Genomic DNA, 22,856 nt, shown 5'->3' with positions numbered 1-22,856 from the left:
TAAAAAAACCACGCACTGATAGCGTGGTTTTTTCGATACTCTTAATCTGGATTACTCTCTGGCCATTAACACTTTTCGCTGCGAACTACAGGTTCGCCAGTCCAGATACCCTCTTCAATATGACCATCGAGTTCAGGGAACTTGCTCTTGTCAAACACAGGCTCTTTGCCTTCACTCAATTGATCGCGGTAATCGTTAATCACTCGCATGGCAACACCTGAAAGCAGTACCAAAGCGATGATATTGACTGTAGCCATCAATCCCATCGAAAGATCGGCCAAATTCCAGACCAAGGTTATTTTCGCCACAGCCCCAAACATCACCATGCCGAGTACGCACAAGCGGAACAGAGGCAACACCTTACGGCTATTATTGGAAAGGAACAGCACATTGGTTTCAGCATAAGAATAGTTGGCGATTATTGAGGTAAAGCAAAACAGTAAAATGGCAAAGGCTACGAAAAAGCCTCCCCAATCTCCAACATGGGTGGTCAATGCCGCTATGGTCAGTTGGATCCCTTTGTCCCCCTCGCCAACATTGACACCACTGAGATCGCCGGCCAACAAGATTATTGCGGCTGTCGCACTACAGATAACAATAGTGTCCATAAACACGCCTATCATCTGCACAAAACCCTGTGATGCTGGGTGATTTGGTGTAGGTGACGCGCTGGCCGCAACGTTGGCAGCGCTACCCATCCCCGCCTCGTTGGAGAACAAACCGCGAGCGATCCCGGACTGCATCGCCTGAGCCACAGTATAAGCTACCCCACCAGCAGCAGCCTCTTGCCAACCGAAGGCGCTACTGACTATCAGTTTGAGAATGGTCGGCAATTGTTCAATATTCATGCCGACAACGACCAAAGCGATCAGGATATAAGCAAAAGCCATAATGGGTACAACCACCTCAGAGACGCGCGCAACTTTACGCAGCCCCCCCATGATGACCAAACCACTGGCGATCACCAGAAGAATACCTATCCAATAAGTGGCTTTTACATCAAACCAGTAAGCCTCTTTGACATCAAATACAATTTCCAATGCCCCTGTAATGGTATTGGCCTGAACGGCATTGAAAACCAGACCAAAGGCGATGATCAAGAATACGGAGAAGAGGATCCCCATCCAACGCTGTCCAAGTCCCCTTTCCATATAATAAGAGGGACCACCACGAAACTGGTCATCTTTATCTTTTACTTTATAGATCTGAGCCAGAGTCGACTCAATCATGGCCGTAGCCATACCCAAGAGAGCGATGAGCCACATCCAGAATACGGCTCCCGGACCACCGGCGCCTATGGCAACGGCCACCCCGGCCATATTACCGGCACCGACCCTGGCGGCCATGCTGGTACAAAATACCTGAAACGATGACAAGCCACTGTCACAGCCCTGTCTACTGGTAGCCATCACCTTGGCAGAATGTCCTAGGTGAGTGAGCTGAATGAACAAAAGCCTCAGAGTGAAGTACAAGCCAGCGCCCACTAAGGCATAGACCAATAGCTTTCCCCAAAGCAGAGAGTTCAAAAAATCGACTATGGTTTCTATTATCATAATTGTAAGCTTTCCCGTGACAAACTTGGCCTATCATTGACATGATGCCGCCAAGTTTGTGGTTAAGATTCCTTCCTGAATGAAAAAGGATAAGCAGCGACCAGTTTCTTTTCGAATTATCCTACATACACTAAGGTATGCCGGCCGAGCTTGAGGGCGGAGAAAATAGCATAGGATGGCAAAATCACCGCGTGACACAGATCACACTTAACCACTCACGTGACAGCGAATTCACCATAAAAACACCAGAACAGACTAGTGTTATAACTTGAATAACAGGGATTTCACAGGAAATATCTAAAAAACACCAGCTAAACAAACTTTCAAAATTTGGATTTGGGACACATTTTTGTAATAAAACTACAAATATAGTATCCACAAGATAATTTGATTCACTTTTAGCTAGCTCAAGCGAGGCACGATATGACCCAAAAGCAAGAGATAGGTGCACTGAAGAAATTTGTCCGGGCCACCAACTTCCTGGCAACCTCACAAATTTACCTTAAACACAACGTATTGTATAAACGCCCTTTACAACACGGTGATATCAAGCCAAGGCTCTTGGGTCACTGGGGAACCTGTCCGGGGATCAACTTCGTATATGCTAATGTGAATAGATTGATTACCAAGCACAAGCGCCCGTTCCTCTATCTGGTCGGCCCAGGTCACGGTTTCCCGGCAGTTCAAGCCAACCTCTTCCTCGAAGGCTCTCTCAGCCACTTCTATCCAGAAACCATCCCCTACAATGAAACCGGTATTGAAGATATCTGTCGCAAGTTCTCCGCTGCTTACGGCTATCCTTCTCATGCCAACCCCGAAGCTCCCGGGCAAATCCTTGAAGGGGGCGAGTTGGGCTACTCCTTGTCTGTCGCCTGGGGAGCCGTGCTGGATAATCCTGACTTGATTGCCGCCGTGCTCGTTGGTGACGGTGAATCTGAAACCGGTCCGCTGGCAGCCTCCTGGTACGCCAATCGTCTGGTCTCTCCAGCCACCAACGGTGCCATACTGCCGATTGTCCATATTAATGGTTACAAGATCTCCGGCCCAACCCGTATGGGACGCATGAGCCATGAAGAGCTGGATCTCGAATTCAGAGGCTTGGGTTATCACCCCATCATAGTGGATAGCGAGCAGGAAGAAGATGTATACCTGCAGATGACCAAAGCGATGGATACGGCTTATGAGATGATCAACGACATCCAGAAACGTGCCCGCAATGGTGAAGATGTCGTCAAGCCTCGTTGGCCGGTGATCTTGATGCGCACCGCCAAAGGCTGGACCGGCGTTCCCGAATATGATGGTAAGAAACTCGAAGGCAACTGTGAGTCTCACCAAGTAATTGTCAATAAGTGTGCCACCGACAAGGGGCATCTGGCCGCATTGGATAACTGGCTCGACAGCTATAAGTTCTCTGAACTCTACTCCATCAATGAGCAGAACCAGATTGTCTTCGACAAAGACATCCAGTCACTATTGCCTCCTGCGGAACTCTGTTGTGGCCGTCAGAAGATGAGCTATGGTGGTGAAGTAGTACGCGCCCTCAGCAATCCTGATCTGGAAAAACTGGCCTATGGCCCCGAAGTCCCAAGAGGTCATCGTGGTTATTCCATGCTGAAAATGGGTCAGTGGATGCGTGAAGCCTTCCGTCTCAATAAAGACCAACGCAACCTGCGGATCTTCAGCCCTGACGAAACATACTCCAACCAGCTGCAAGCGGTATTTGAAGCCACAGATCGCGCCTGGCAATGGCCGATTGAAAGCTGGGATGAAGATATGAGCCGCGATGGTCGGGTCATGGAGCTGTTGTCTGAAAACCTGCTGTTCGGCATGATGCACGGCTACACAGTTACCGGCCGTCACGCCATGTTCCCTACCTATGAGTCTTTCTCTCAGGTAGTGTCTTCCATGGCCGACCAATATTGTAAGTATGTCTATGCCAGCCAAGGGGTTCACTTCCGTAAGCCGCTGCCGGCTTGCAACGTGGTGCTTTCCTCTCTGCTGGAACGTCAGGATCACAACGGTTACTCTCACCAGAACCCTTCTTTCCTTGGCGCCATGCTTGAGAAACATCCGAAGATTATCTCGGCTTATCTGCCTGCGGATGCCAACACCACTCTGGTTTACACAGAACGCGCTTTCGCCGACCGCGACAAACTGAACATTCTGGTCGCCGGTAAGAAAGAGCTGCCTCAATGGCTGAGCCTTGATGAAGCCCGTAAACAAGCCAAAGACGGTGTCATGGTGTGGGACTTTGCCTCTGATGAAAACCCGGATGTCGTCCTGGCAGGCTGTGGTGACTATGTGACTCAAGAATGTATGGCGGCATTGGTATTAATTCGTGAACTCCTGCCAAGAGTGCGTATCCGCTTTGTCAGTGTTACTGAATTACACAGTAGCGGTCTGGGTAGCCTCAAATTCCAGGAAAAACCTTGGTTGATGGATGAGATATTCACCGAAAACAAGGGTGTGGTATTTAACTATCACGGTTATCCAAACACCATCAAAAAACTGATCTTCGATTACAAAGGTAGTCACAGATTCAGAATCAAAGGTTATGAAGAGGAAGGTTCAACCACCACACCATTTGATATGGGTGTTCGTAACGGTACCTCTCGCTATCACTTGGTAATCGATATGGCTTACAAGTTATTCCAGCAAGGTGTTATCGATGAAACCCGTCATGTGGCGATCACCACAGATATGCTGCAACGTCTGGTTGACCATAGAAACTATATCAAGGCCAACGGTGTGGATCCTGAGTATATCGAGAACTGGATTTGGACCCGTTAAGCTGAACATCAGCTAAACAAGAAGCAAATAATTTAGTTATCGAATTGTTTGCCAAAATTAAAAAAGCGCCTGCAAACAGGCGCTTTTTCTTTATTCCATATTGTTAAATCCCATTCCAGCTGAATTTTTAAACAATAAAATTCTCTTTGGTTAAGTGGAAAATAGCTTAATTTCAATGGATAATTGAGCCAGCTAGCTAAAACACTAAAGGGATCCCAACATTAAGTGCTAGTCATGTTTCCGATACGGGACATTTGGGTAATCGAATAGCAATGGACTTGGAGAACATGATGAATAAGACATTTAAAGTATTGTTACTTGCATCTGTGATGCCTTTTGCAGCATCAGCAGCAGACGAACTTAGCCCATGGTATGTAGGTGCGGGCTTAGGTGTAAACAACTACGAACCTAACTGTGATCAGAAAACCATGAAAACCTGTGGTGAAGACGATCCATATGCTTGGGACGTATTTGCAGGTTATCTGTTCAACGATTACTTTGGTGTTGAACTGGGTTACCGTGACCTGGGTCGTGCCGAATGGACCGACTATGCCAACAAACTCAATGACGTAGGTGCCAAGGGTGCTACTCTGGGACTGGTCGCTTTCTGGCCTTTCGCCGATAAGTGGAGCCTGTCTGCAGAAGCCGGTGCTATGAACTACCACATTTCCAACAACAGACAATGGGGTAGTGAATACTACAGTGACAGTGGTGTTGCACCTTACTTCGGTGCTGGTATCGGTTATAACATCACAGAGAACCTGAAACTGGCCGCCAAATATCGTCGTTATGAAAACCTCGATGAGGAAAAGTGGAACACTCTGGCGATGGAAAGCAACTATTGGGGTCTTGAACTGAGCTACCGTTTCGGCAGCACTTCAAAACCAGCACCAGTAGTCGCTCCAGTAGTTGTAGAGCCGGTTGACAGCGATAACGATGGTGTCAACGACGATATGGATCAGTGTCCAAACACACCAGCTAACCACCAAGTAGATGCTAATGGTTGCTCTATCTATGTTGAGAAGCTGGAAAAGCTGGAAGTTAAGGCTGAGTTTGATAACAACTCATCTGTACTGAAAGCCGACTCTATGGCTGAAATCCAGAAAGTCGCAGACTTCATGAGCAAGTATCCTAAAGCCGATCTGGAAATCGCTGGCCACGCATCACTGCCAGGCAAAGCCGATTACAACCAGTGGCTGTCTCAAAAACGTGCTGATGCAGTAGCTAAAGTACTGGTTGACCAGTATGGCATCGATGCCAGCCGTATCAGCGCCAAAGGCTACGGTGAAAGCCAACCTCTGATGCAGGGTTCTTCTGCTGAAGCCAACAAGGTGAACCGCCGTATCGAAGCTCACCTGAGCTTTAAAGAAAAAGAAGCTCTGCTGAAATAAGCTGAACTTGTTCGGAAAAGTCGCTGCCTGCAGCGACTTTTTTATTTTCAGCCTTTGTGTCATTAGAATTCCCTTGATTATGGGAGTACACTTCCTCTAATTCAATAACGCTCCTCATTGACATTTATTCACCATTTTTGTAATTTTTTTTCAATCCTGGTTGGAAATGAGAGCAAAATCGCTTTTAATAGCGTTCAGTAATCCCCACGTACCACGTAAGCGGCCGTAATCTGAGAAGGATGTTTTTCATGCCAAACACACTCACGCAACTCAAATCCGTTACAACCATAGTTGCAGATACCGGCGACATTGAAGCTATCAAACTCTATCATCCGCAAGATGCCACCACCAATCCTTCATTGATCCTTAAAGCCTCTCAAATTCCTGAGTATGCCCCATTGATCGATGATGCTATTTCCTGGGCCAAAGCTCAGAGCCAGGATCCGCAGCAACAACTGCAAGACGCCGCAGACAAGCTGGCGGTCAACATTGGGGTGGAAATTCTCAAGCTGGTCCCTGGACGAATTTCAACTGAAGTCGATGCGCGCCTGTCATTCGATAAAGTCGGCTCCATTGCCAAGGCCAACAAACTGGTCAAACTCTATGAAGCCGCCGGTATCGACAAGTCACGAATTCTGATCAAACTGGCGTCGACTTGGGAAGGCATCTGCGCCGCCAAAGAGCTGGAGCAAAATGGTATCAACTGTAACCTGACTCTGTTGTTCAGTTTCGCTCAGGCCAGAGCTTGTGCCGAAGCTGGGGTTTACCTGATCTCACCGTTTGTCGGCCGCATTCTCGACTGGTATAAAAAAGATACTGGCAAAGAATATAGTGCCAGTGAAGATCCTGGTGTGATCTCAGTGACCCAGATTTACAACTATTACAAACAGCATGGCTATAAGACAGTGGTTATGGGTGCCAGCTTCCGTAATACAGGTGAAATCATTGAACTAGCCGGCTGTGATCGTCTGACTATAGGCCCATCGTTGCTCGAAGAGCTGGCCAACTCGGACGCCCAGATAGTAACCAAGCTGCAACCAGCCACAGAAATACAAGAGCCCCCTAAGCCACTGACCGAAGCCGAGTTCCGTTGGGAGTTCAACGAAGATCCCATGGCAGTAGAAAAGCTGGCCGAAGGGATTCGGAACTTTGCCATAGATCAGGGTAAACTCGAAGCCATGCTCAAGGCTAAACTGAACTAAAGATCTGTACTGAAATAGACGCTCAGGGACAACTCATGACACATTTGACCGAATCTGCTAGTTGGCAAACTCTCAAGGCCATGAGTGCAAAAATGCCTCATATGCGTGAACTCTTTGCCGACAACCCGCAGCGCTTTGAACAGCTATCGATTAAAGATTGTGGACTGCTGTTGGATTACTCCAAGAACCGTCTCACCGAGGCGGTACAGCAAGAGCTGTTCAGGCTCGCCCGTGAAGCTGGGCTTGAGCAAAAAATAGCAGCTATGTTTGCCGGTGAAACAATCAACACCACAGAGCAACGCGCGGTGTTACACACAGCTCTTAGAGCACCGGCCGATGCGGATATTCGTGTCGATGGCGTCAATGTCGTCCCTGAGGTACAACAGACTCTGGCGCAAATGGAAACTTTTGTCGAGGCACTCTATTCGGGTCAATGGCGTGGCTATACCGGCAAGAAGATCACAGATCTTGTCTCCATCGGAATTGGCGGTTCCTTCCTCGGCCCCAAGATTATCTCCGAGGCCCTGCGTCCCTATTGGAACGGTAAGCTAAAGTGTCATTTCGTCGCCAATGTCGATGGCACGGCCATCAGTGAAAAACTGAAAAAGCTGGATCCTGAAACCACCCTATTCCTGATGTCGTCAAAATCCTTTTGCACTCAGGAAACCTTGACCAACACTCTCAGCGCCAGAGAGTGGTTCCTGGCCAAAGGCGGCTCACAGCAGGATATCGGCAAGCACTTTGCGGCAATTACTTCCAACGTCGCCAAGGCAACGGCTTTTGGCATAGATGAAGACAATATCTTCCCCATGTGGGATTGGGTTGGCGGGCGCTATTCTCTCTGGTCGGCCATAGGTCTGCCCATAGCCGCCCTGATAGGCATGGATAACTTTAAGGCTCTGTTGGCAGGGGCTAGAGCAATGGATGTACATTTCGCATCCAGGCCTCTAGAGCAGAATATGCCGGTGATCATGGGGCTACTCTCTGTATGGTACAACAACTTCTTCAACGCCCAATCCCATGTGGTGTTGACCTATGATCACTACCTCAGAGGGCTTCCAGCCTATTTCCAGCAGCTGGATATGGAGAGTAACGGCAAGTCCGTCACTCTGGACGGCAATTCAGTGGATTACAATACAGGGCCGGTTATTTGGGGCGGAGAAGGCACCAATGGCCAACACGCCTACCACCAGCTGTTGCACCAAGGTACGGCATTGATCCCGGCTGACTTTATCCTACCATTGCAAAGCCATAATCCTATCGGTGAGCATCACGCTCAGCTGGCATCCAACTGTTTTGGTCAGACCCAGGCGCTGATGCAAGGACGAACCTTCGATGAAGCCTTGGCCGAACTGGCCGACAGCCCACTCTCAGAGGCTGAGAAACAGCTTATTGCCAAACATAAGGTCATGGAAGGCAACAAGCCGAGCAATACCCTGTTGATGGACAAGCTGACCCCAATAACCTTGGGCGCCTTGATTGCTCTTTACGAGCACAGAACCCTGGTTCAGGGCGCTATCTGGGATATTAACTCATTCGATCAATGGGGAGTCGAGTTGGGTAAGGCGTTGGGAAATGAAGTGCTGTCGCGTATCGGAGCAGAACAAGATAGTCAAGATCTCGATGCTTCCAGCAATGCTCTGATCAATATCTTTAGAAAAGCTAAAATCTAGCCAGTTAACCTTGCAAATCAACAGATACCAGCCAGCCCCACTGGCTGGTATTTTTTTGTCCGCCATCTTGTCTATGCCTCTTCATTAAAATATCATCTCGATTTAACAAAAAAGAAACATTCTTCTTGCACCCTGTTTGCCAAGTATGATATTTAAATGTTGATAAAACATACAACAACAGGAGGTTGCCATGGATCGTTTGGATTATGGTAGTGCGCTAGACGAAGTCGTTGAAAGACCAAGCCGCTCTCGAAGCTCCAACAAGAAGCGCAAATGGCGTGAAATTGAAGCGCTGAAAGATAAACATCGTCTGTTGAAGGAACTACAGGAGATAGACAACAGTTTTGACTATGATATCGACAGCCTCCTCTAAATATGAGAGACATTAAAAAAGAGCGCTAAGCGCTCTTTTTTAATGTCTGCTTCCCACAAGGTTATCTGTCGGCGGTTTGAATATAGCTTCTCAGTTCGTCGAATAGCTGGTCATCATCGCTGCTGAACAAAGGATCCTCTATCAGCTTCAACTCACACATGCTTTGGATCTTCTGCCAGTCTTCATCCTTCAGGCTCTTGGCAAGCAAAGGAAAGATCTCCCGCTCTTCATACAGCATGTGCTTTTCCTGCAAATCCACATATCCCTTCAATTCAGCAACCAGTTTTTCCTTGGCCACCACCACATCGTTGAGGATCAGGTTGAGTGTCGCCATCAAGGCCGATGAAGCTTCAATCAATTTTTGGTGCTCTTCCTCAAGACGCCGGGTAGGCTCGGTACGGCTCTCCTTAATGAGGAAATAGTCGTAAATGATATCTTCGAGTGGATGATGGCTGTGCTCGGCATAGCCCTGCATATATTCGACAACATCCCGTACAAGATTAAAATTGACGTGCTCACCTTCGGCCAGCTTCAGGTATTTCCCCTTCAGCAACTTCAGCAATATGGCAATATGCTTGTGGTCATTCATCAATCTTTGCAGCATAGGGCACTCCATTTTGAGTCGGGCCTTTCTAAGTAATAGTAGTAAACAGGCCAAATATTACTCAATACTAACCATAGATGTTTTCTGGGGACATGATAAAGATCAAGGAAAATAACCTTCTAAATCAATAATTCATAATTTAGTGACACATTTAGCCTTCAATGGCAAGCTACACTCAGGCTAGGCACCTCAACAGCCCTGGCTTTCCTCCATCATCACCAGCATCTCTTTGAGAGAGCCACGGATACGATTAAATGCCTCACCGGCAGAGCTGGCTTCACGCAGGTGCCGCTCGACCATTGAGGTAAAATAACTCTCCTGCTCTTCTGTCATGTCCAGCACATGAAAGCTGCTGCGAATTTCAGTAGTGATCCCCGATAAGGTATCGCAAAAGCGCTGATCCTGTTGCTGCATGGAATCACCCAACTGCTTCATCAACAGGTGCAACCTATCCATCACCCGACGCAGCATCTGCTGGCGCTCTATATCCAATACCCTGGCCTCCAATCCTTCGACCACAACGGCAATCACGTCCCTGAGTCGGCCGTACAACACCTCATCCTCGACCGGCATATTCTTGATCAAGAATGACACATGCTTGTCGTTGCACATGGTTCGATTACCAAAGTCATATAGGCGTCCCTGTTTGTCCAAAAGCTCGAAAATATTGGCTTCTATCGGGCTTATCTGGGTGTTGTCCGGCACAAAATATTCGGCGCTGTCTGTGCGTATTTCCAGACAGGTATTGAGGTTGAGCTGAGTCATCAGCTCAAAAAAAGCATCGGCAAGAGCACGGTAGTTGCTGCAAAGAAAACACTGGCGGAAGAACTGCAGCACGCAGCCATATTGGGACGATTCACTCATGGACTGAAACGCCATGTTTCTCGACATGGACTCAGCCTGCATCAGAGACTGTTTGCGCTGCTGATATTGTGCCACACTGCGAACCTTGGCCAACAGCTCTTTAAGGTCAAAGGGTTTGGCGATGAAATCCACAGCCCCGGCTTCATAGGCCTTGAGACGCTCGTCGAGGGTATTCATACCGGAAACAAACACCACTGACGCCTCCCGCCCCTGTGATTGCAAGTGAGCACATAACTCCACACCGCTGGAATCCGGCAGATTGATATCCATCAGGATAATTTCCGGTGTCGCCGACTCCAACGCCGCCAAATAAGCTGTCGCCGAATCAAACACTTGGACTGAGTAATCATCCTGTAAGACTTCCTCTATCAAAGCCAGATAATCAAGATCGTCATCCACCACCCAGACAGTTAAATTGTCCATAACTCTCCCTTACTGTCATCAGCAAACCTAATTCCCACCTGCTTGAGTGCCAGAATCAATCCTGTCAGATCAAAGGGTTTATGCAGTACCGGAAATGGCATCTCGTCGGCGCTGGAAATCCCTATGTTCTGAATAAAGCCGGAGATCAGCAACACCAGCAGTGAGTGTTTAACATTGAGTTTTTGTGCAAGTTCATAGCCGTTGATACCACCAGGCATCAACACATCTGTGATAAGAAGCTCTGCATCACAACACCGCTGCTCGTAGCGTTGCAACACAGTGAGGGGGTCGTGGAATAACTCCGCCTCTATTCCCAGCAGGTCGCAATAGTCGGCCATCACCTCCAATATTTCTGGCTCATCATCCACGACAATTGCCTTTAAGGGACGCCTGACTCTGGGCAATTCCCCCGTATGGGCACTGAGTTGTGGTTCAGTCGCCAACTTACGACTCTGCGGGAACCATAATCTGAATTCAGTGCCGGCAACTCCCGTGTTCAGGATGGCGATATAGCCCTTGGAACGTTTAACAAAACCGTACACCATGGCCAGTCCAAGACCAGTGCCCTTGCTCTTGTCCTTGGTGGTGAAGAACGGGTCGAATACCTTGTCCTGAAAGGCTTCAGGAATACCACTACCACCATCAATCACACTGATCCATACATAATGCCCGGGCTCTACCTGGGTCTTGCCTATGGCGATCCCGGGTAGATAACCACTCAAATAGCTACTACCGGTACGGATCTTGAGTTCTCCCTTGCCCTCCATGGCATCGCGGCCATTGAGCAGCAGATTCAATAAGGCGTCTTCAAGCTCCCCTTTGTCGAGCATCACAGGTTTGTTATCCGGTGCCAGCTCAATACTCAGTGTTATTTGACTGGTCAAGGACTTGGCAAACAACTCCTGCAAACCTTCAATCACCTCATTGACCTGGCAAGGCTCGGCATTGAACTGCTCCTGGCGCGAAAACGACAACAGTCTGCGGGTCAGATCTGTGCCTCGCTGGCAGGCCTTAAAGGCGGTATTGAGGTATTTTTCAGCTTTGGGATCAGAGGCTTTAAGCTGCATTAACTCTAGGTTACCCTTCAATACCCCGAGAATATTGTTGAAGTCGTGGGCTATGCCGCCGACCAACTCCCCTATGGCCTGCATCTTCTGGGTTCTGGCCACGGCCTGCTGTAACTGATGCTGCTCGCTGTAATCGCGACCTATAACGGCGTATATACGCCGGTTACGGGAAATACAGTAACAATTGAGATGCAACAACTCCCTGCCGCCATCGCCCTTATGACACCAAATTTCCCCGCTATAACTGCCCTTGCGGCGCAACTGTTCCCTAAAGGAGTCACTTTCTTCGCCTTCAAACAACAGGCTGGTTAAATTGGCGCCCACCAACTCCCGGTTGGCATATAAGGTCACAGCCGTGGCCGCCGGATTGGCGTAAAGGATAAGTTCTCGCTCAGGTTCGAGACTAAATAGCAGTAATAAACTGTCGGCACCGTCTATAACGGCTTTGAAGCAGAGTTCATCCTCTGCCGACTGTGATGAACTGCGGCTGAGCTGACATTGATAGATGGCCCCCACCAAGGGGCCGATACTAGCCTGGCATGCAGCCAAAGACTCAAACCAACCGGGAGCCGATGAGTGGAAAAACAGCAATAGATCTGAATCTTTGATTGGCCAGACGGTAAACTTCAGCCATTGATGAAGCTCTTGTTGGCTCACTTCTTTGGCCCATTGATTAACACTGCTCCAAAGCGTCAAATAGATAACCGGATCCCGACACCAGCAGGTGACTGATTCCGGCATATCGTTGGCGCCCAACTCGGAGCGTTCCACCATCAGCAAGGCCTCGGCCCCTGAGGCATGTACCAGGGTCTGGCACAGGGCCGGCAATACGTCCTGCCCCTGGGTCAAACCCAGTTGCAATTTAGCCAGTTCAATCAGCAGTCGGGACCAGTCGCCAGGGAATTCGGTTTGAGCCTCAGAGGAAAACACGTTAAAGTCCCTTTCCGTTGTTTTTCAGTCATTCAAGCATAGACAAGTTTGCAATATTAGCGACTTATCCAGCTTGCCAAACGCTATAGAGGAGTCTGGGTGACGAGTCAGGAAAGGTGGGTTGGAGCCCATGTCAGCGCCCAGGGTGGTGTGGAAAATGCTCCGCTCAATGCCCACAAGATAGGGGCCAGTGCCTTTGCACTGTTTACCAAGAATCAACGTCGCTGGCAGGCAGCAGCTTTAACCGAGCAGTCCATCGCCGCCTTTCAGGAAAACTGCCAAAAATTGGGGTTCAGACCCGAGGCGATTCTACCCCACGACAGCTACCTGATTAACTTGGGACACCCGGATCCCTTGCTGCTGGAAAAATCCCGCGATGCCTTTGTCGATGAGATGCTTCGTTGCAAACAGTTAGGATTAACCTTGCTGAACTTTCATCCAGGCAGCCACTTGCGACAGATAAGTGAAAACCACTGTCTGCGTAACATCAGCGATTCAATCAACCTGGCATTGGCAGCTTGTGATGGCGTCTGTGCCGTCATCGAAAATACCGCGGGACAAGGCTCCAACCTGGGACACAGCTTTGAACAACTGGCACAGATCATTGACGGGGTTGAGAATAAATCCAGAGTCGGTGTTTGCCTGGATACCGCCCATATGTTTGCCGCGGGTTACGACATTCGCACTCAGGAAAGCTGCCGGGAAAGCTTTGACGCCTTTGGCCGCATAGTGGGCTTTCAATACCTCAAGGGCATGCACCTCAACGACAGCAAGACGGGACTCGGCAGCCGGGTCGATCGCCACGACTCCCTGGGCATGGGCGAAATAGGCAAAACCGCTTTCGAGTATATTCTCGGCCACCCAGCCACCAAGGGGATACCCTTGATATTAGAAACCATACGCCCGGAGATCTGGCCCGAAGAAATTACCTGGCTGAACAGCCTTAGCCGCTAAACCATCCATTCGCTCTCTGTCGATTCAATCTCCTGCTTGCCCTAGTAAAAAGCCGCAAATGATGCGGCTTTTGGGATAATTACTGCACTAAATTCAATCCTTGGCAGCCCCATCGACCTCCAAGAGCTGAACCAAGGTCTTAGTTCAACACCGCAAACATGTGCTGTTTAAGACTATCAAAATCGGCCGGCAGAACAGCCGACAGCAGCGGCTTATCAGCCACCCTTTGCAATGCCTGTGGCAGTGGCAGACTGGTGTTCAACTCGCGGTCGACCACATCCTTGAATTTGGCCGGATGTGCCGTCGCCAGAAAGATCCCCTGCTCTTCCTCCTTCAATGACAAACGCAGTGCCTCGGCGGCCACCGCTGCATGGGGCTCGGCCAGATAACCTGTCTGCTCAAGCGCTAACATGGCCTGACGGGTTTGCCCCTCGGAAAGCGCCAAGCCTGACAAGTCAGACAGCGGCCATTTCATCTCGGCAAAAATCGCTTCCACTCTGGGCCAGTTGCTCGGCTCGGACACATCCATGGCGTTGGACATGGTCGCAACGGTCTGCCGCGGTGCCCAATCACCAAAACTCAAATAGCGCGGTACAGTATCATTGCTGTTGGTGGCCGCCACAAAACGCTTGATGGGCAATCCCATGGCTTTGGCCAGCAGACCCGCAGTCAGGTTACCAAAGTTACCACTGGGGACACTGACAACCGGCGCCGATTGATGCTGCTTTCTATGCTGGGCAACCGCTTCAAAGTAATAACAGATCTGCGCCAGCAAACGGCTGATGTTGATGGAGTTGGCCGAGTTCAGGTGTAAACCGTCACGAATATCACTGTCTTCAAAGGCCTGCTTGACCAAATGCTGACAAGCATCGAAGTCGGCTTCGACCGCAACTGTGTGAATATTGCCGCCCAGAGTGGCAAACATCTTCTCTTGCAACTCACTTATCTTGCCTTTGGGATAGAGCACCATCACCCGCACCTTATCCAGGCCAAAGAAGGCATCGGCCACCGCCGCGCCTGTATCCCCTGAGGTAGCGGTCAAAATAGTCAGAGGCTCTGAGCCGCCAAGCTGGTTGAGACACTGAGCCATAAAACGGGCACCGAAGTCTTTAAAAGCCAAGGTTGGCCCATGAAACAGCTCCAGACAACTGCGCTGCTCATCCACCTGCACCAACGGCAGAGGGAAATTAAACGCCTTCTCCACCAGCTTGTCGACACAGTCCTGCCCCAGCTCATCGGCGAGCCAGGCACCGAGTATCTGCTTGCTGCGCTCGACAAAAGGCAGAGCCAACAGGGCATCGACATCTGCCAGTTTCGGGATCCGGGTTGGGAAAAAGAGCCCTCGGTCCATGCCAAGACCCAGCTTGAGCGCTTCAGTAAAACTTACCCGCTGTGCCGGGTGCTTGAGGTTATAGAGTTCCATATTGATGCCTTAAATTCTTTTTTGGATGAAAATGCGTTTCAGGACAATACCCGGGTGCCTTGCATATCCAGGCGGCAGATGTGGGCAAAGCCGCCCGCTTCGGTTAAATAATGTTGTTCCAGGTAGCGTTTGGCCTGCTCGGCGCGGGCCAGATCGGCGCTGATGGAAAACAGGGTTGGGCCGCTGCCGGAAATCCCGGTGGCCAACATACCCAGCTCAGACAATCCGCGCCGCGCCGCCAGATACCCGGGGATAGCCTCGGCCCGATAGGGTTCGGCCAACACGTCTTTCAGCACAGTCAGCGCCAGCGCCTCATCCTGGCGGTAACAGGCATGGACAAAGGCACTGAGATTGCGACCAAATTCTATGCAGGTTCCCTTGTCGTATTGGTTCGGCATCAAGGCGCGCATGGCCGCCGTCGACAATGAAATCCCGGGATAGGCCACCAACCAGTACCAAGAATCAAAGGCCGGCAAGGGTTCGCAGATACGCCCGGGTAAATCCAGCATCAGTTGCAATCCACCCAAATAGCAAGGCGCCACGTTGTCATAGTGCACCGAGCCGCTGATCTCCCCTTCAAAACGCCCCATCAACGCCAGCAAGGCCTGCTCATCATAGGGACGGCTGAAATATTCATTGAGACCATAGAGCGCTGCCACCACTGAACTGGCGCTGGAGCCAAGACCACTGCCAACCGGCAGATTCTTGGACAGGGTCAAGGAAACGCCTTGATTGATCCCGGCCTCACCTAGGAAAAACTCGGCGCAGCGATAGACAATATTCTGCTGCGGCTCCTGCGGCAGCTTATGAGCCCAGGGGCCAAGTTGAGTCAGAGAAACGCCGCAAGGCGCGGCGCCCACTGTGACTGTATCCCCCAGTAAACTGCCATCAATGGGTGCCAGTGCGGCGCCCAGCAAATCAAAGCCAACACCGACATTTCCCATAGAGGCGGGCGCATAGACAGTCACGGGGGCATTGGCAGGAATAAACTGACTCATGCGCTGACCTCCCGAGTCCAATTGAGGGTTCTGAGTAAGTCGGCAAACACCCCGGCGGCAGTGACTTCAGTACCGGCGCCATAGCCTCTGAGCACAAAGGGGATCGGCTGGTAGTAGCGGCTGTAGAAAGCCAGCGCATTCTCACCACCTTTGACGCTGAACAGGGGATCATCGGCCGCCACTTCGGCGATACGCACCCTGCAACCTGACTCATCTATCTGGCCGACATAACGCAGGCGTTTACCCTTGGCATGGGCGGCAGCCACTCGCTCGGCAACGGCGGCATCCAGCTGTGGCAGAGCCGCCATAAACTGGGCCACATCGCCTGATGCATCAAAGTCATCCGGCAAGACAGACTCCACCTGAATATCATCCAGCTCCAGCGGCAAGCCCACTTCCCGAGCCAAAATCAACACCTTGCGCGCTACATCCATACCATTGAGATCGTCTCTGGGGTCCGGCTCGGTGAAGCACTTTTCCCGAGCAATGGCCGTTGCTTGTGACAGACTCATCCCCTCATCCAGCATACCGAAGATAAACGACAGCGAACCCGAAAGTATCCCCTGGAAACGCAGCAGCTTATCACCGGCAAACAGCAGCTTTTTCAGGTTATCGATAACCGGCAAACCGGCGCCGACATTGGTTTCATAAAGGAACTGGCGCCGCTGGGCCAGCGCGGTTTGCCGCAGCGCGCGGTAAAAAGCCAACTCACGGGTATTGGCCTTCTTGTTGGGTGTCACCACGTGCAAACCGGCATTCATCACATCCAGATAACGGCCGGCAATAACATCCGAAGAGGTGCAATCCAGCAATACAGGATTGAGCAACTGCTGCTCCTTGGCCCAGGCCAACATCTGTGTCAGATCAAAAGCGACGGACGAATCGTTGAGCCTTGACTGCCAATCGGCCAGGGAGATACCGGCGGCGTCGAGCAACATCTTGCCTGAGTTGGCGATGGCGCAAACCCGAATACTGATATGTTGCCCTTTGAGCATAGCTTCCTGCTGTTTTATCTGCTCTAACAAGCCAGCACCTATGTTACCGGCGCCAACCAGGAAGACATCGAGATACTGCTGCACATCGAAAAAGCCCTGGTGACAGGCCGCCACCGCATGACGCGTCTTGCGCTGCTCGACCACGGCAGAAATAGAGCGCTCGGACGAGCCCTGGGCAATGGCGATGATATTGACACTGGCCTGGGCCAGGGCCTGAAAGAAGCGCGCGGCCACGCCCTTGTGGGTACGCATGCCGTCACCTATCAGGGATACTATCGCCAGTTGATCCCGCATCTCCAGCGGCTCCAACAGCTCACTCTTGAGCTCAAGTTCAAACTCCTGCTCCAGCGCCCACTTGACTCTGGGGGCATCCAAAGTGGCCACACAGAAACTGATGCTGTACTCGCTGGAGCTTTGAGTGATTAGTGATACCGAAACCTTGGATCTGGCTATGGAGGCTAGAATACGCGATGCCATGCCCACCATGCCTTTCATTCCCGGACCTGAGACGTTGAACATGGTTTGGTTATCCAGATTGGAGATAGCCTTGACCTGCAGCCCGGTCTGATCCGGCTGATTGGATACCAGAGTACCCGGCGCCTGGGGGTTGAAACTGTTTTTGATGTAGCAAGGAATTTGGAACTGGGCTATGGGCGAAATGGTCTTGGGATGCAACACCTTGGCGCCAAAATAGGAGAGCTCCATTGCCTCTTGGTAACTGAGCTGAGGGAGCAGCTTGGCATCGGCAACCACCCGGGGATCGGTATTGTAGACCCCATCGACATCAGTCCAGATTTCGCAGCAGTCGGCATCCAGACAGGCGGCCAGAACTGCAGCCGAATAATCCGAACCATTACGCCCCAGAGTCACCACCTTGCCATCGGCACCGGCGGCGGTAAACCCGGGCATGACCCACACTCTCTGCTCATCGAGCTGAAGCAGTGCAAATCTGGGCTTACTGACGGCAATATCCACCACAGACTCCAGTGGTGTGCCGACACCGAGGAATAATTCTCTCGGGTCGAGTAAACCGGCACTGACTCCCTTGGCCTTGAGCACTTCGACCATCAAGGCTGCAGAGAGTCGCTCCCCGGCCACCAGGATCTCGGCCCGCACGCTATCGGGACATTCTCCCAAAAGCTGAACCCCAGCCAATTTTGCGCGCCAACTCGCCAACTGTTGTGCCAACACCTTCTCCAGCTGCTGTCTGGCTTCCTCACAAAGAGAGACTGACGCATCGGCGTACAAGGCTTCAAATACCTGGGCCACCTTGGCGAGGGCTTCATCGACATCCCCTTTGGCCAATACCATATCGACCATGGCCAATAGATTGTTGGTTACGGTTGCCGGAGCCGACAGCACGGTGGCCACTTGCTCTTCTCTGGCACTGGTCAGAACTATTTCAGCTGCCATTTCAAACCGTTGCCAGTTTGCCAGCGAGGTACCGCCGAACTTCATCACTTTCATCTATCTCTCCTTTAAATACCGCGCCCGCCCAGGAAACAAAAAGCCCGCTCCTTGGAGGGAGCGGGCTTTTTGTTTGAAATTCTTAAGGGTATAGTCAGCCCGCCCCCACACTGGTAATGGTGGTGGTTGTAATGGTGGTGATTACAACTGAGCTTAGCTGATGCATTTAGGTTTCTATACTCGTTTCGTTCTCTTATGTTCAGGTCGATTCACTTGGGAGTAGTGCTCCCCGGAATGACTGGATTGCAAACAGGATTGCTTTTTTTCATTGCCATTGTCAAGGATGTTTATCTTGAGATTTTAATAAAATCGCAATTATATTGAAAAAGTCTCACCAAAGTTCGCTTTTTACTGGATAAACATTAAACATAACAGCTTATTCTCTCGAAACTTAAACAAACAATAATCTAGCTCTCTTGGCTCCCAAACGGTGAGATATTGAAAATACGGTTTAACCAAACAAACACATGGAAAATATCAGCAGCCCTCATCCCTTAACTGAATTTGAACGCCACTCATTTGATAAAACTCTGTGCAACAGTTGGCATAAGCAACGTTCAGATATCGCCAGCGCGAAAAAAGCACGTTATCATGCGGCCACATTCTGAACGGGAGGCGATATGCAAATCACCCAACACAGCGCGGTTACCATTCACTACCGCCTAACTGACGCCAAGGGTCAGTTGATAGAAAGTTCTTTTGAGGCAGATCCTATGGTCTACCTTCACGGTATGGAAAACCTGATCCCAGGACTTGAAAAAGCACTGGAAGGCAAGAGCAAAGGCGATACCCTGGAAGTGACCATAGAAGCTGAAGAAGCCTATGGTCCATATCACGATGGCCTGCGTCAGGAAGTTCCTCTGGAAGCCTTTGGCGATATCCAGGACATAGTGCCAGGCATGCGCTTTATTGCCGAAACTGAAATGGGTCAGCGTCCGGTACAAGTGACCGAAGTTCTGGATAACAGTGTTATCGTTGATGGTAACCATCCTCTGGCAGGTCAATCACTGACCTTTAATGTGGAAGTGATGGACGTGCGTGAAGCGACGGCTGAAGAAGTCGCCCACGGCCATATCCACGCCCATGGTGGTTGTGGTGGTCACGGCCATGATCACGGCGGTTGTTGTGGTGGCAATGGCCATGAACATGGCGGTTGCTGTGGCGGTCATGAGCACGAGCACGGCGGTTGCTGTAACTCTGACACCGAAGAAAGTGCCCAAAAAGAAGGCTGCGATGGTAATGGTGGTTGCGGCTGCCGCGGTTAATAACCAAGCAGACAGACCACCTAGCAAATTATTGCTATCAATCGAGAGTCCGGCCAATGCCGGACTCTTTGTTTATGCCACTTTAGAAAACAAGGCTGGGACTCCTGCTTTGGGCTAGAATCAATAGATACCCGGATGCGAAGGAATGCCGCCCTGTGATCTTGTCCAGAATGGTTTATGAAAGCCTACCTTACCTGTATTTTTTAACAGGTAGTCTGGCACTCTATCTCCTCGAACCCCTGCTTGGGATCCTGGGTTCCATTTTACTGATATTGGCCGCGGCCTGGATTTACACCCTACGCTCCATTAACAGACGCAACGATCCCAAACGCCTGCGACGAGGAGGTGTTTGGCCAGAACCTGTTTATGCAGGATTGCCTTTCCTCTTGTTACTGTCGGGCATGCTGCTGTTGAGATTTGCAGATAAGGACGTTTACCAACTGCTGGGGCTGCTCATTTGTGCCTGGGGAAGCTATATTCTGAGTCAGCGTCACCTCTACCGCCGCCACAAATTGCCGCGACAGCCCCTAATCTAACTCAAAGGATCAAGGTGCGGATCTTTTCTTTCAGCGCTGCGGGCATATGCTTCAAATAGTTGGAGCAACGGGTGATTGTAGCAATGCTCACCTCATATTCGGCCGCAATCTGCCTTTGACTCATCTCACCTTCAAGCAATACCTGAAACACCTTCAAACGGCCGGCGATGGCATGCCTTTCATCATCGGTCAGCAGCAATTCAAACAGGCAGTTAAGGTCTTCGGGATTATTGTGAGCCAGTACTTTCTCCAGTACTGATATCCAATCAGGGCGCATAGCAACTCTTTCGTGTTCACGTAATGGTACGTGAACACAGTATAGCCGTGTTTATCTTCGAAAAAAAGTCGTGCTTTGGCAGCCAGTTACTGACAAAACTTTACATGTAAACTGAAAAAGCCTACTCCCTCCATCACACAAAATGTGTACAATGGCCGAGCAATGTCACATTAACGCACAAACTTGTGAGAATGATAATGAAAAAATACTTATTGATGTTAGCCGCCACTGCGGCGCTTAGCGCTACAGCGGTTCAGGCCCACAACTTTGAAAACAGTGATGATGCCATCCAGTACCGTCAGTCTGGTTTCAGTCTGCTGGCCTATAACTTTGGAGATATCGGTGCCATGCTCAAAGGCAAGAAAGACTTTGACGCCGATGTTGCAGCCATGCGCGCAGCCAATGTGGCCGCTCTGGCGAAACTGCCACTGGAAGGCTTTATCGATGGTTCTGACAAGGGTGATACTGAAGCCCTGGCCAAGATTTGGGCCGACAAGGCTGACTTTGAAGCCAAGTTCAAAGAACTGCAAACCAATGCTGATGCCCTGGCTGTTGCTGCCAAGAGTGGCGACAAGAATGAGCTGAAAAAAGCCTTCGGTGCCGTTGGCAAGAGCTGCAAAGGCTGCCACGACGTATACAAGAAAGACTAATCTCTTTCGGCGATTCCATTAAAAAAGCCTGCATCAAGCAGGCTTTTTTAATGTTTCAAAGCTTACAGCATGCCGATCACGGGCATCATCAAAAAGTGCACCACAGGCACGGCAACCACCAACAAAAGCACCAGTGCCAACATCAGAGACGCAAATCTGGGCTGCTGTGCATCTGCAGCTGGTAAGCGCTTATAGCCACTGAACATGGCCCCCACCAGCTTTTCACCTTTGAAGCGGTGCAACAAGACGGCGGCCACATGAATACCGGCAAGGATCAATAAAAGATCGAAATTCTTCTTGTGTAACCAGGTAAACCAACTGGCGGTTTCACCGCTGACATAGGAGACCAAGGGACCTTCGGTAAATATCTCATCTGTGGCAAACAAACCCGACATCAATTGCAGACTGATGATGATCAGCAATAGCACCACCATATAACCCCCAAGAGGGTTATGCCCTAAAGAATGAGTAGCCTGCTTGGCCCGCATCTTGGCAAGATAATCCAATGCCTTGCGGGGATGACGAACAAAATGACTGAAACGAGCCGTATCACTGCCAATAAAGCCCCAGATAAGCCGCACCACCAGCAAGATCATCAAACAATAGGCGAATAACTGGTGATAACTCATCTCCCCCTGATCGGCGCTCCACCATAACCCGGCCAGGAGCAGCAGCATGCCCCAATGAAACACCCGCACAGGTATATCCCAGACCTTCACTTTAACTTCGTTGTTATTCATAAAGTACTTCCTGTTATCACCCGTTTTGGCCCGAACGGCATAAGGGTAAAGAGTTGTAGATGACAAGCATGATGATATTTAAAGCGACGGGGGGAGGCAATCGGAAAGGAGTAACGAACAATTTATTCCATCGAATATGACCCTTTATTGACAAGGGTTCAAGGCTTTTTAGGGCAAAATAATCCAAACTTGTCTAAGTGATCAAATAAGTGACAAACGCTCTCTGACTTGCCACAAACATTGATCCAGATCACATTTTTAAGTCTGAGGATTGTTAATCTGAAACCAAGGAAGCAACAGAGGGTTTGACAATATGCTAAAGATCACCAGCAAGCAATTTGAAGTCACAGCTGCCATCCGTGAACGTGTTGAGAGCCGCCTTGCCAAACTGGACCGTTACGATACCCAGCTGATTAATCCCCATGTCATCATCCTCACAGAAGGGCCACTCTTTAAAATAGAAGCATCAATTAAACTGGCCAACGGACAACTTTTTGCCCAGGCGAAACATGAAAACCTCTACGCAGCCATAAATGCAATGGGACAAAAGCTGGAAAAACAGCTCAATCGCCTGACCCACAAACCCGCAGCTCAGCGTGGTGCCTTGGAAACCGAAGCCACCGAACCTGAGTTCGAATATGATTATAAGGAGGATTACGCAGCTTGATATTTCAATCTCCC

19 protein-coding genes and 1 other annotated feature are annotated in these 22,856 nt (G+C 50.1%); of the genes, 10 read left to right on the top strand and 9 right to left on the bottom strand.

Going from position 1 to position 22,856, the window contains the following annotated elements:
• Positions 1-65 precede the first annotated feature (65 nt).
• Positions 66-1,550, bottom strand: a complete 1,485-nt coding sequence (locus K5621_RS05970; protein WP_221051127.1) for an alanine/glycine:cation symporter family protein — start codon at positions 1,548-1,550, stop codon at positions 66-68.
• Positions 1,551-1,976: 426 nt separating this feature from the next.
• Here K5621_RS05970 and K5621_RS05965 point away from each other — a divergent pair, with 426 nt between their 5' ends.
• From K5621_RS05965 to K5621_RS05945, 5 genes are all read left to right on the top strand, one after another.
• Positions 1,977-4,343, top strand: a complete 2,367-nt coding sequence (locus K5621_RS05965; protein ID WP_221050689.1) for a phosphoketolase family protein — start codon at positions 1,977-1,979, stop codon at positions 4,341-4,343.
• Positions 4,344-4,615: 272 nt separating this feature from the next.
• A complete protein-coding gene (locus tag K5621_RS05960; protein WP_188726023.1) occupies positions 4,616-5,734 on the top strand; it encodes an OmpA family protein in 1,119 nt (372 codons plus the stop codon).
• A 248-nt stretch (positions 5,735-5,982) separates the two neighbouring features.
• Complete coding sequence (tal, locus tag K5621_RS05955; protein ID WP_100142005.1) at positions 5,983-6,936, top strand: transaldolase; 954 nt, start codon at positions 5,983-5,985, stop codon at positions 6,934-6,936.
• 35 nt (positions 6,937-6,971) lie between these two features.
• Complete coding sequence (gene pgi, locus K5621_RS05950; protein WP_221050688.1) at positions 6,972-8,609, top strand: glucose-6-phosphate isomerase; 1,638 nt, start codon at positions 6,972-6,974, stop codon at positions 8,607-8,609.
• Between the two features lie 190 nt (positions 8,610-8,799).
• Positions 8,800-8,982, top strand: coding sequence for a DUF3545 family protein (locus K5621_RS05945; RefSeq protein WP_100142007.1), 183 nt, complete (start codon positions 8,800-8,802; stop codon positions 8,980-8,982).
• A gap of 61 nt (positions 8,983-9,043) precedes the next feature.
• Here the strand turns inward: K5621_RS05945 and K5621_RS05940 are convergent, their stop codons facing one another.
• The 3 genes from K5621_RS05940 to K5621_RS05930 form a co-directional block, all read right to left on the bottom strand.
• Complete coding sequence (locus K5621_RS05940) at positions 9,044-9,586, bottom strand: hemerythrin domain-containing protein (RefSeq protein ID WP_100142008.1); 543 nt, start codon at positions 9,584-9,586, stop codon at positions 9,044-9,046.
• A gap of 189 nt (positions 9,587-9,775) precedes the next feature.
• Complete coding sequence (locus K5621_RS05935; RefSeq protein ID WP_221050687.1) at positions 9,776-10,873, bottom strand: response regulator transcription factor; 1,098 nt, start codon at positions 10,871-10,873, stop codon at positions 9,776-9,778.
• Positions 10,861-12,870, bottom strand: coding sequence for a hybrid sensor histidine kinase/response regulator (locus K5621_RS05930; protein ID WP_221050686.1), 2,010 nt, complete (start codon positions 12,868-12,870; stop codon positions 10,861-10,863). Before K5621_RS05930 ends, K5621_RS05935 begins: the two co-directional genes overlap by 13 nt.
• A gap of 99 nt (positions 12,871-12,969) precedes the next feature.
• On the opposite strand from K5621_RS05930, the gene nfo reads away from it, so the two are divergent.
• Positions 12,970-13,824 carry a deoxyribonuclease IV gene (gene nfo, locus K5621_RS05925; protein ID WP_221050685.1) on the top strand — a complete coding sequence of 285 codons (855 nt, stop codon included), beginning with the start codon at positions 12,970-12,972 and terminating at the stop codon, positions 13,822-13,824.
• A 139-nt stretch (positions 13,825-13,963) separates the two neighbouring features.
• On the opposite strand, the gene thrC is transcribed toward nfo, so the two are convergent.
• The 3 genes from thrC to thrA are packed head-to-tail and all read right to left on the bottom strand — an operon-like array spanning position 13,964 to position 18,707.
• Positions 13,964-15,247: a threonine synthase gene (gene thrC / locus K5621_RS05920; RefSeq protein WP_028779797.1), complete on the bottom strand. Its 1,284-nt coding sequence runs from the start codon at positions 15,245-15,247 to the stop codon at positions 13,964-13,966.
• A gap of 38 nt (positions 15,248-15,285) precedes the next feature.
• Entirely contained in the window at positions 15,286-16,245 is a 960-nt protein-coding gene (gene thrB, locus K5621_RS05915; protein WP_028779796.1) for a homoserine kinase, read from the bottom strand.
• On the bottom strand, positions 16,242-18,707 hold the full coding sequence (gene thrA, locus K5621_RS05910; RefSeq protein ID WP_100142011.1) for a bifunctional aspartate kinase/homoserine dehydrogenase I: 2,466 nt from the start codon (positions 18,705-18,707) through the stop codon (positions 16,242-16,244). The genes thrB and thrA overlap by 4 nt, the downstream gene beginning before the upstream one ends.
• A gap of 33 nt (positions 18,708-18,740) precedes the next feature.
• Positions 18,741-18,861 (bottom strand) — a sequence feature (Thr leader region).
• 466 nt (positions 18,862-19,327) lie between these two features.
• On the opposite strand from thrA, the gene K5621_RS05905 reads away from it, so the two are divergent.
• Both K5621_RS05905 and K5621_RS05900 read left to right on the top strand, forming a co-directional pair.
• Positions 19,328-19,972, top strand: coding sequence for an FKBP-type peptidyl-prolyl cis-trans isomerase (locus K5621_RS05905; RefSeq protein WP_100142012.1), 645 nt, complete (start codon positions 19,328-19,330; stop codon positions 19,970-19,972).
• Between the two features lie 155 nt (positions 19,973-20,127).
• A complete protein-coding gene (locus K5621_RS05900) occupies positions 20,128-20,508 on the top strand; it encodes a hypothetical protein (RefSeq protein WP_221050684.1) in 381 nt (126 codons plus the stop codon).
• Position 20,509: 1 nt separating this feature from the next.
• Here K5621_RS05900 and trpR read toward each other — a convergent pair whose 3' ends face one another.
• A complete protein-coding gene (trpR, locus tag K5621_RS05895) occupies positions 20,510-20,785 on the bottom strand; it encodes a trp operon repressor (protein ID WP_100142014.1) in 276 nt (91 codons plus the stop codon).
• 197 nt (positions 20,786-20,982) lie between these two features.
• Between trpR and K5621_RS05890 the strand changes: the two genes are divergently transcribed.
• Positions 20,983-21,435, top strand: a complete 453-nt coding sequence (locus tag K5621_RS05890) for a c-type cytochrome (protein WP_100142015.1) — start codon at positions 20,983-20,985, stop codon at positions 21,433-21,435.
• Between the two features lie 62 nt (positions 21,436-21,497).
• Here the strand turns inward: K5621_RS05890 and K5621_RS05885 are convergent, their stop codons facing one another.
• Positions 21,498-22,175, bottom strand: a complete 678-nt coding sequence (locus K5621_RS05885; RefSeq protein WP_221050683.1) for a cytochrome b/b6 domain-containing protein — start codon at positions 22,173-22,175, stop codon at positions 21,498-21,500.
• A gap of 313 nt (positions 22,176-22,488) precedes the next feature.
• Between K5621_RS05885 and hpf the strand changes: the two genes are divergently transcribed.
• Positions 22,489-22,842, top strand: a complete 354-nt coding sequence (gene hpf / locus K5621_RS05880; RefSeq protein WP_100142017.1) for a ribosome hibernation-promoting factor, HPF/YfiA family — start codon at positions 22,489-22,491, stop codon at positions 22,840-22,842.
• Positions 22,843-22,856: the final 14 nt, after the last annotated feature.

The sequence above is a fragment of the Shewanella carassii genome, assembly GCF_019670705.1.
GTDB lineage: Bacteria > Pseudomonadota > Gammaproteobacteria > Enterobacterales > Shewanellaceae > Shewanella > Shewanella carassii.
Note: the sequence above shows the minus strand (reverse complement) of the source record. Positions and strands in the feature narration are given on the sequence as shown.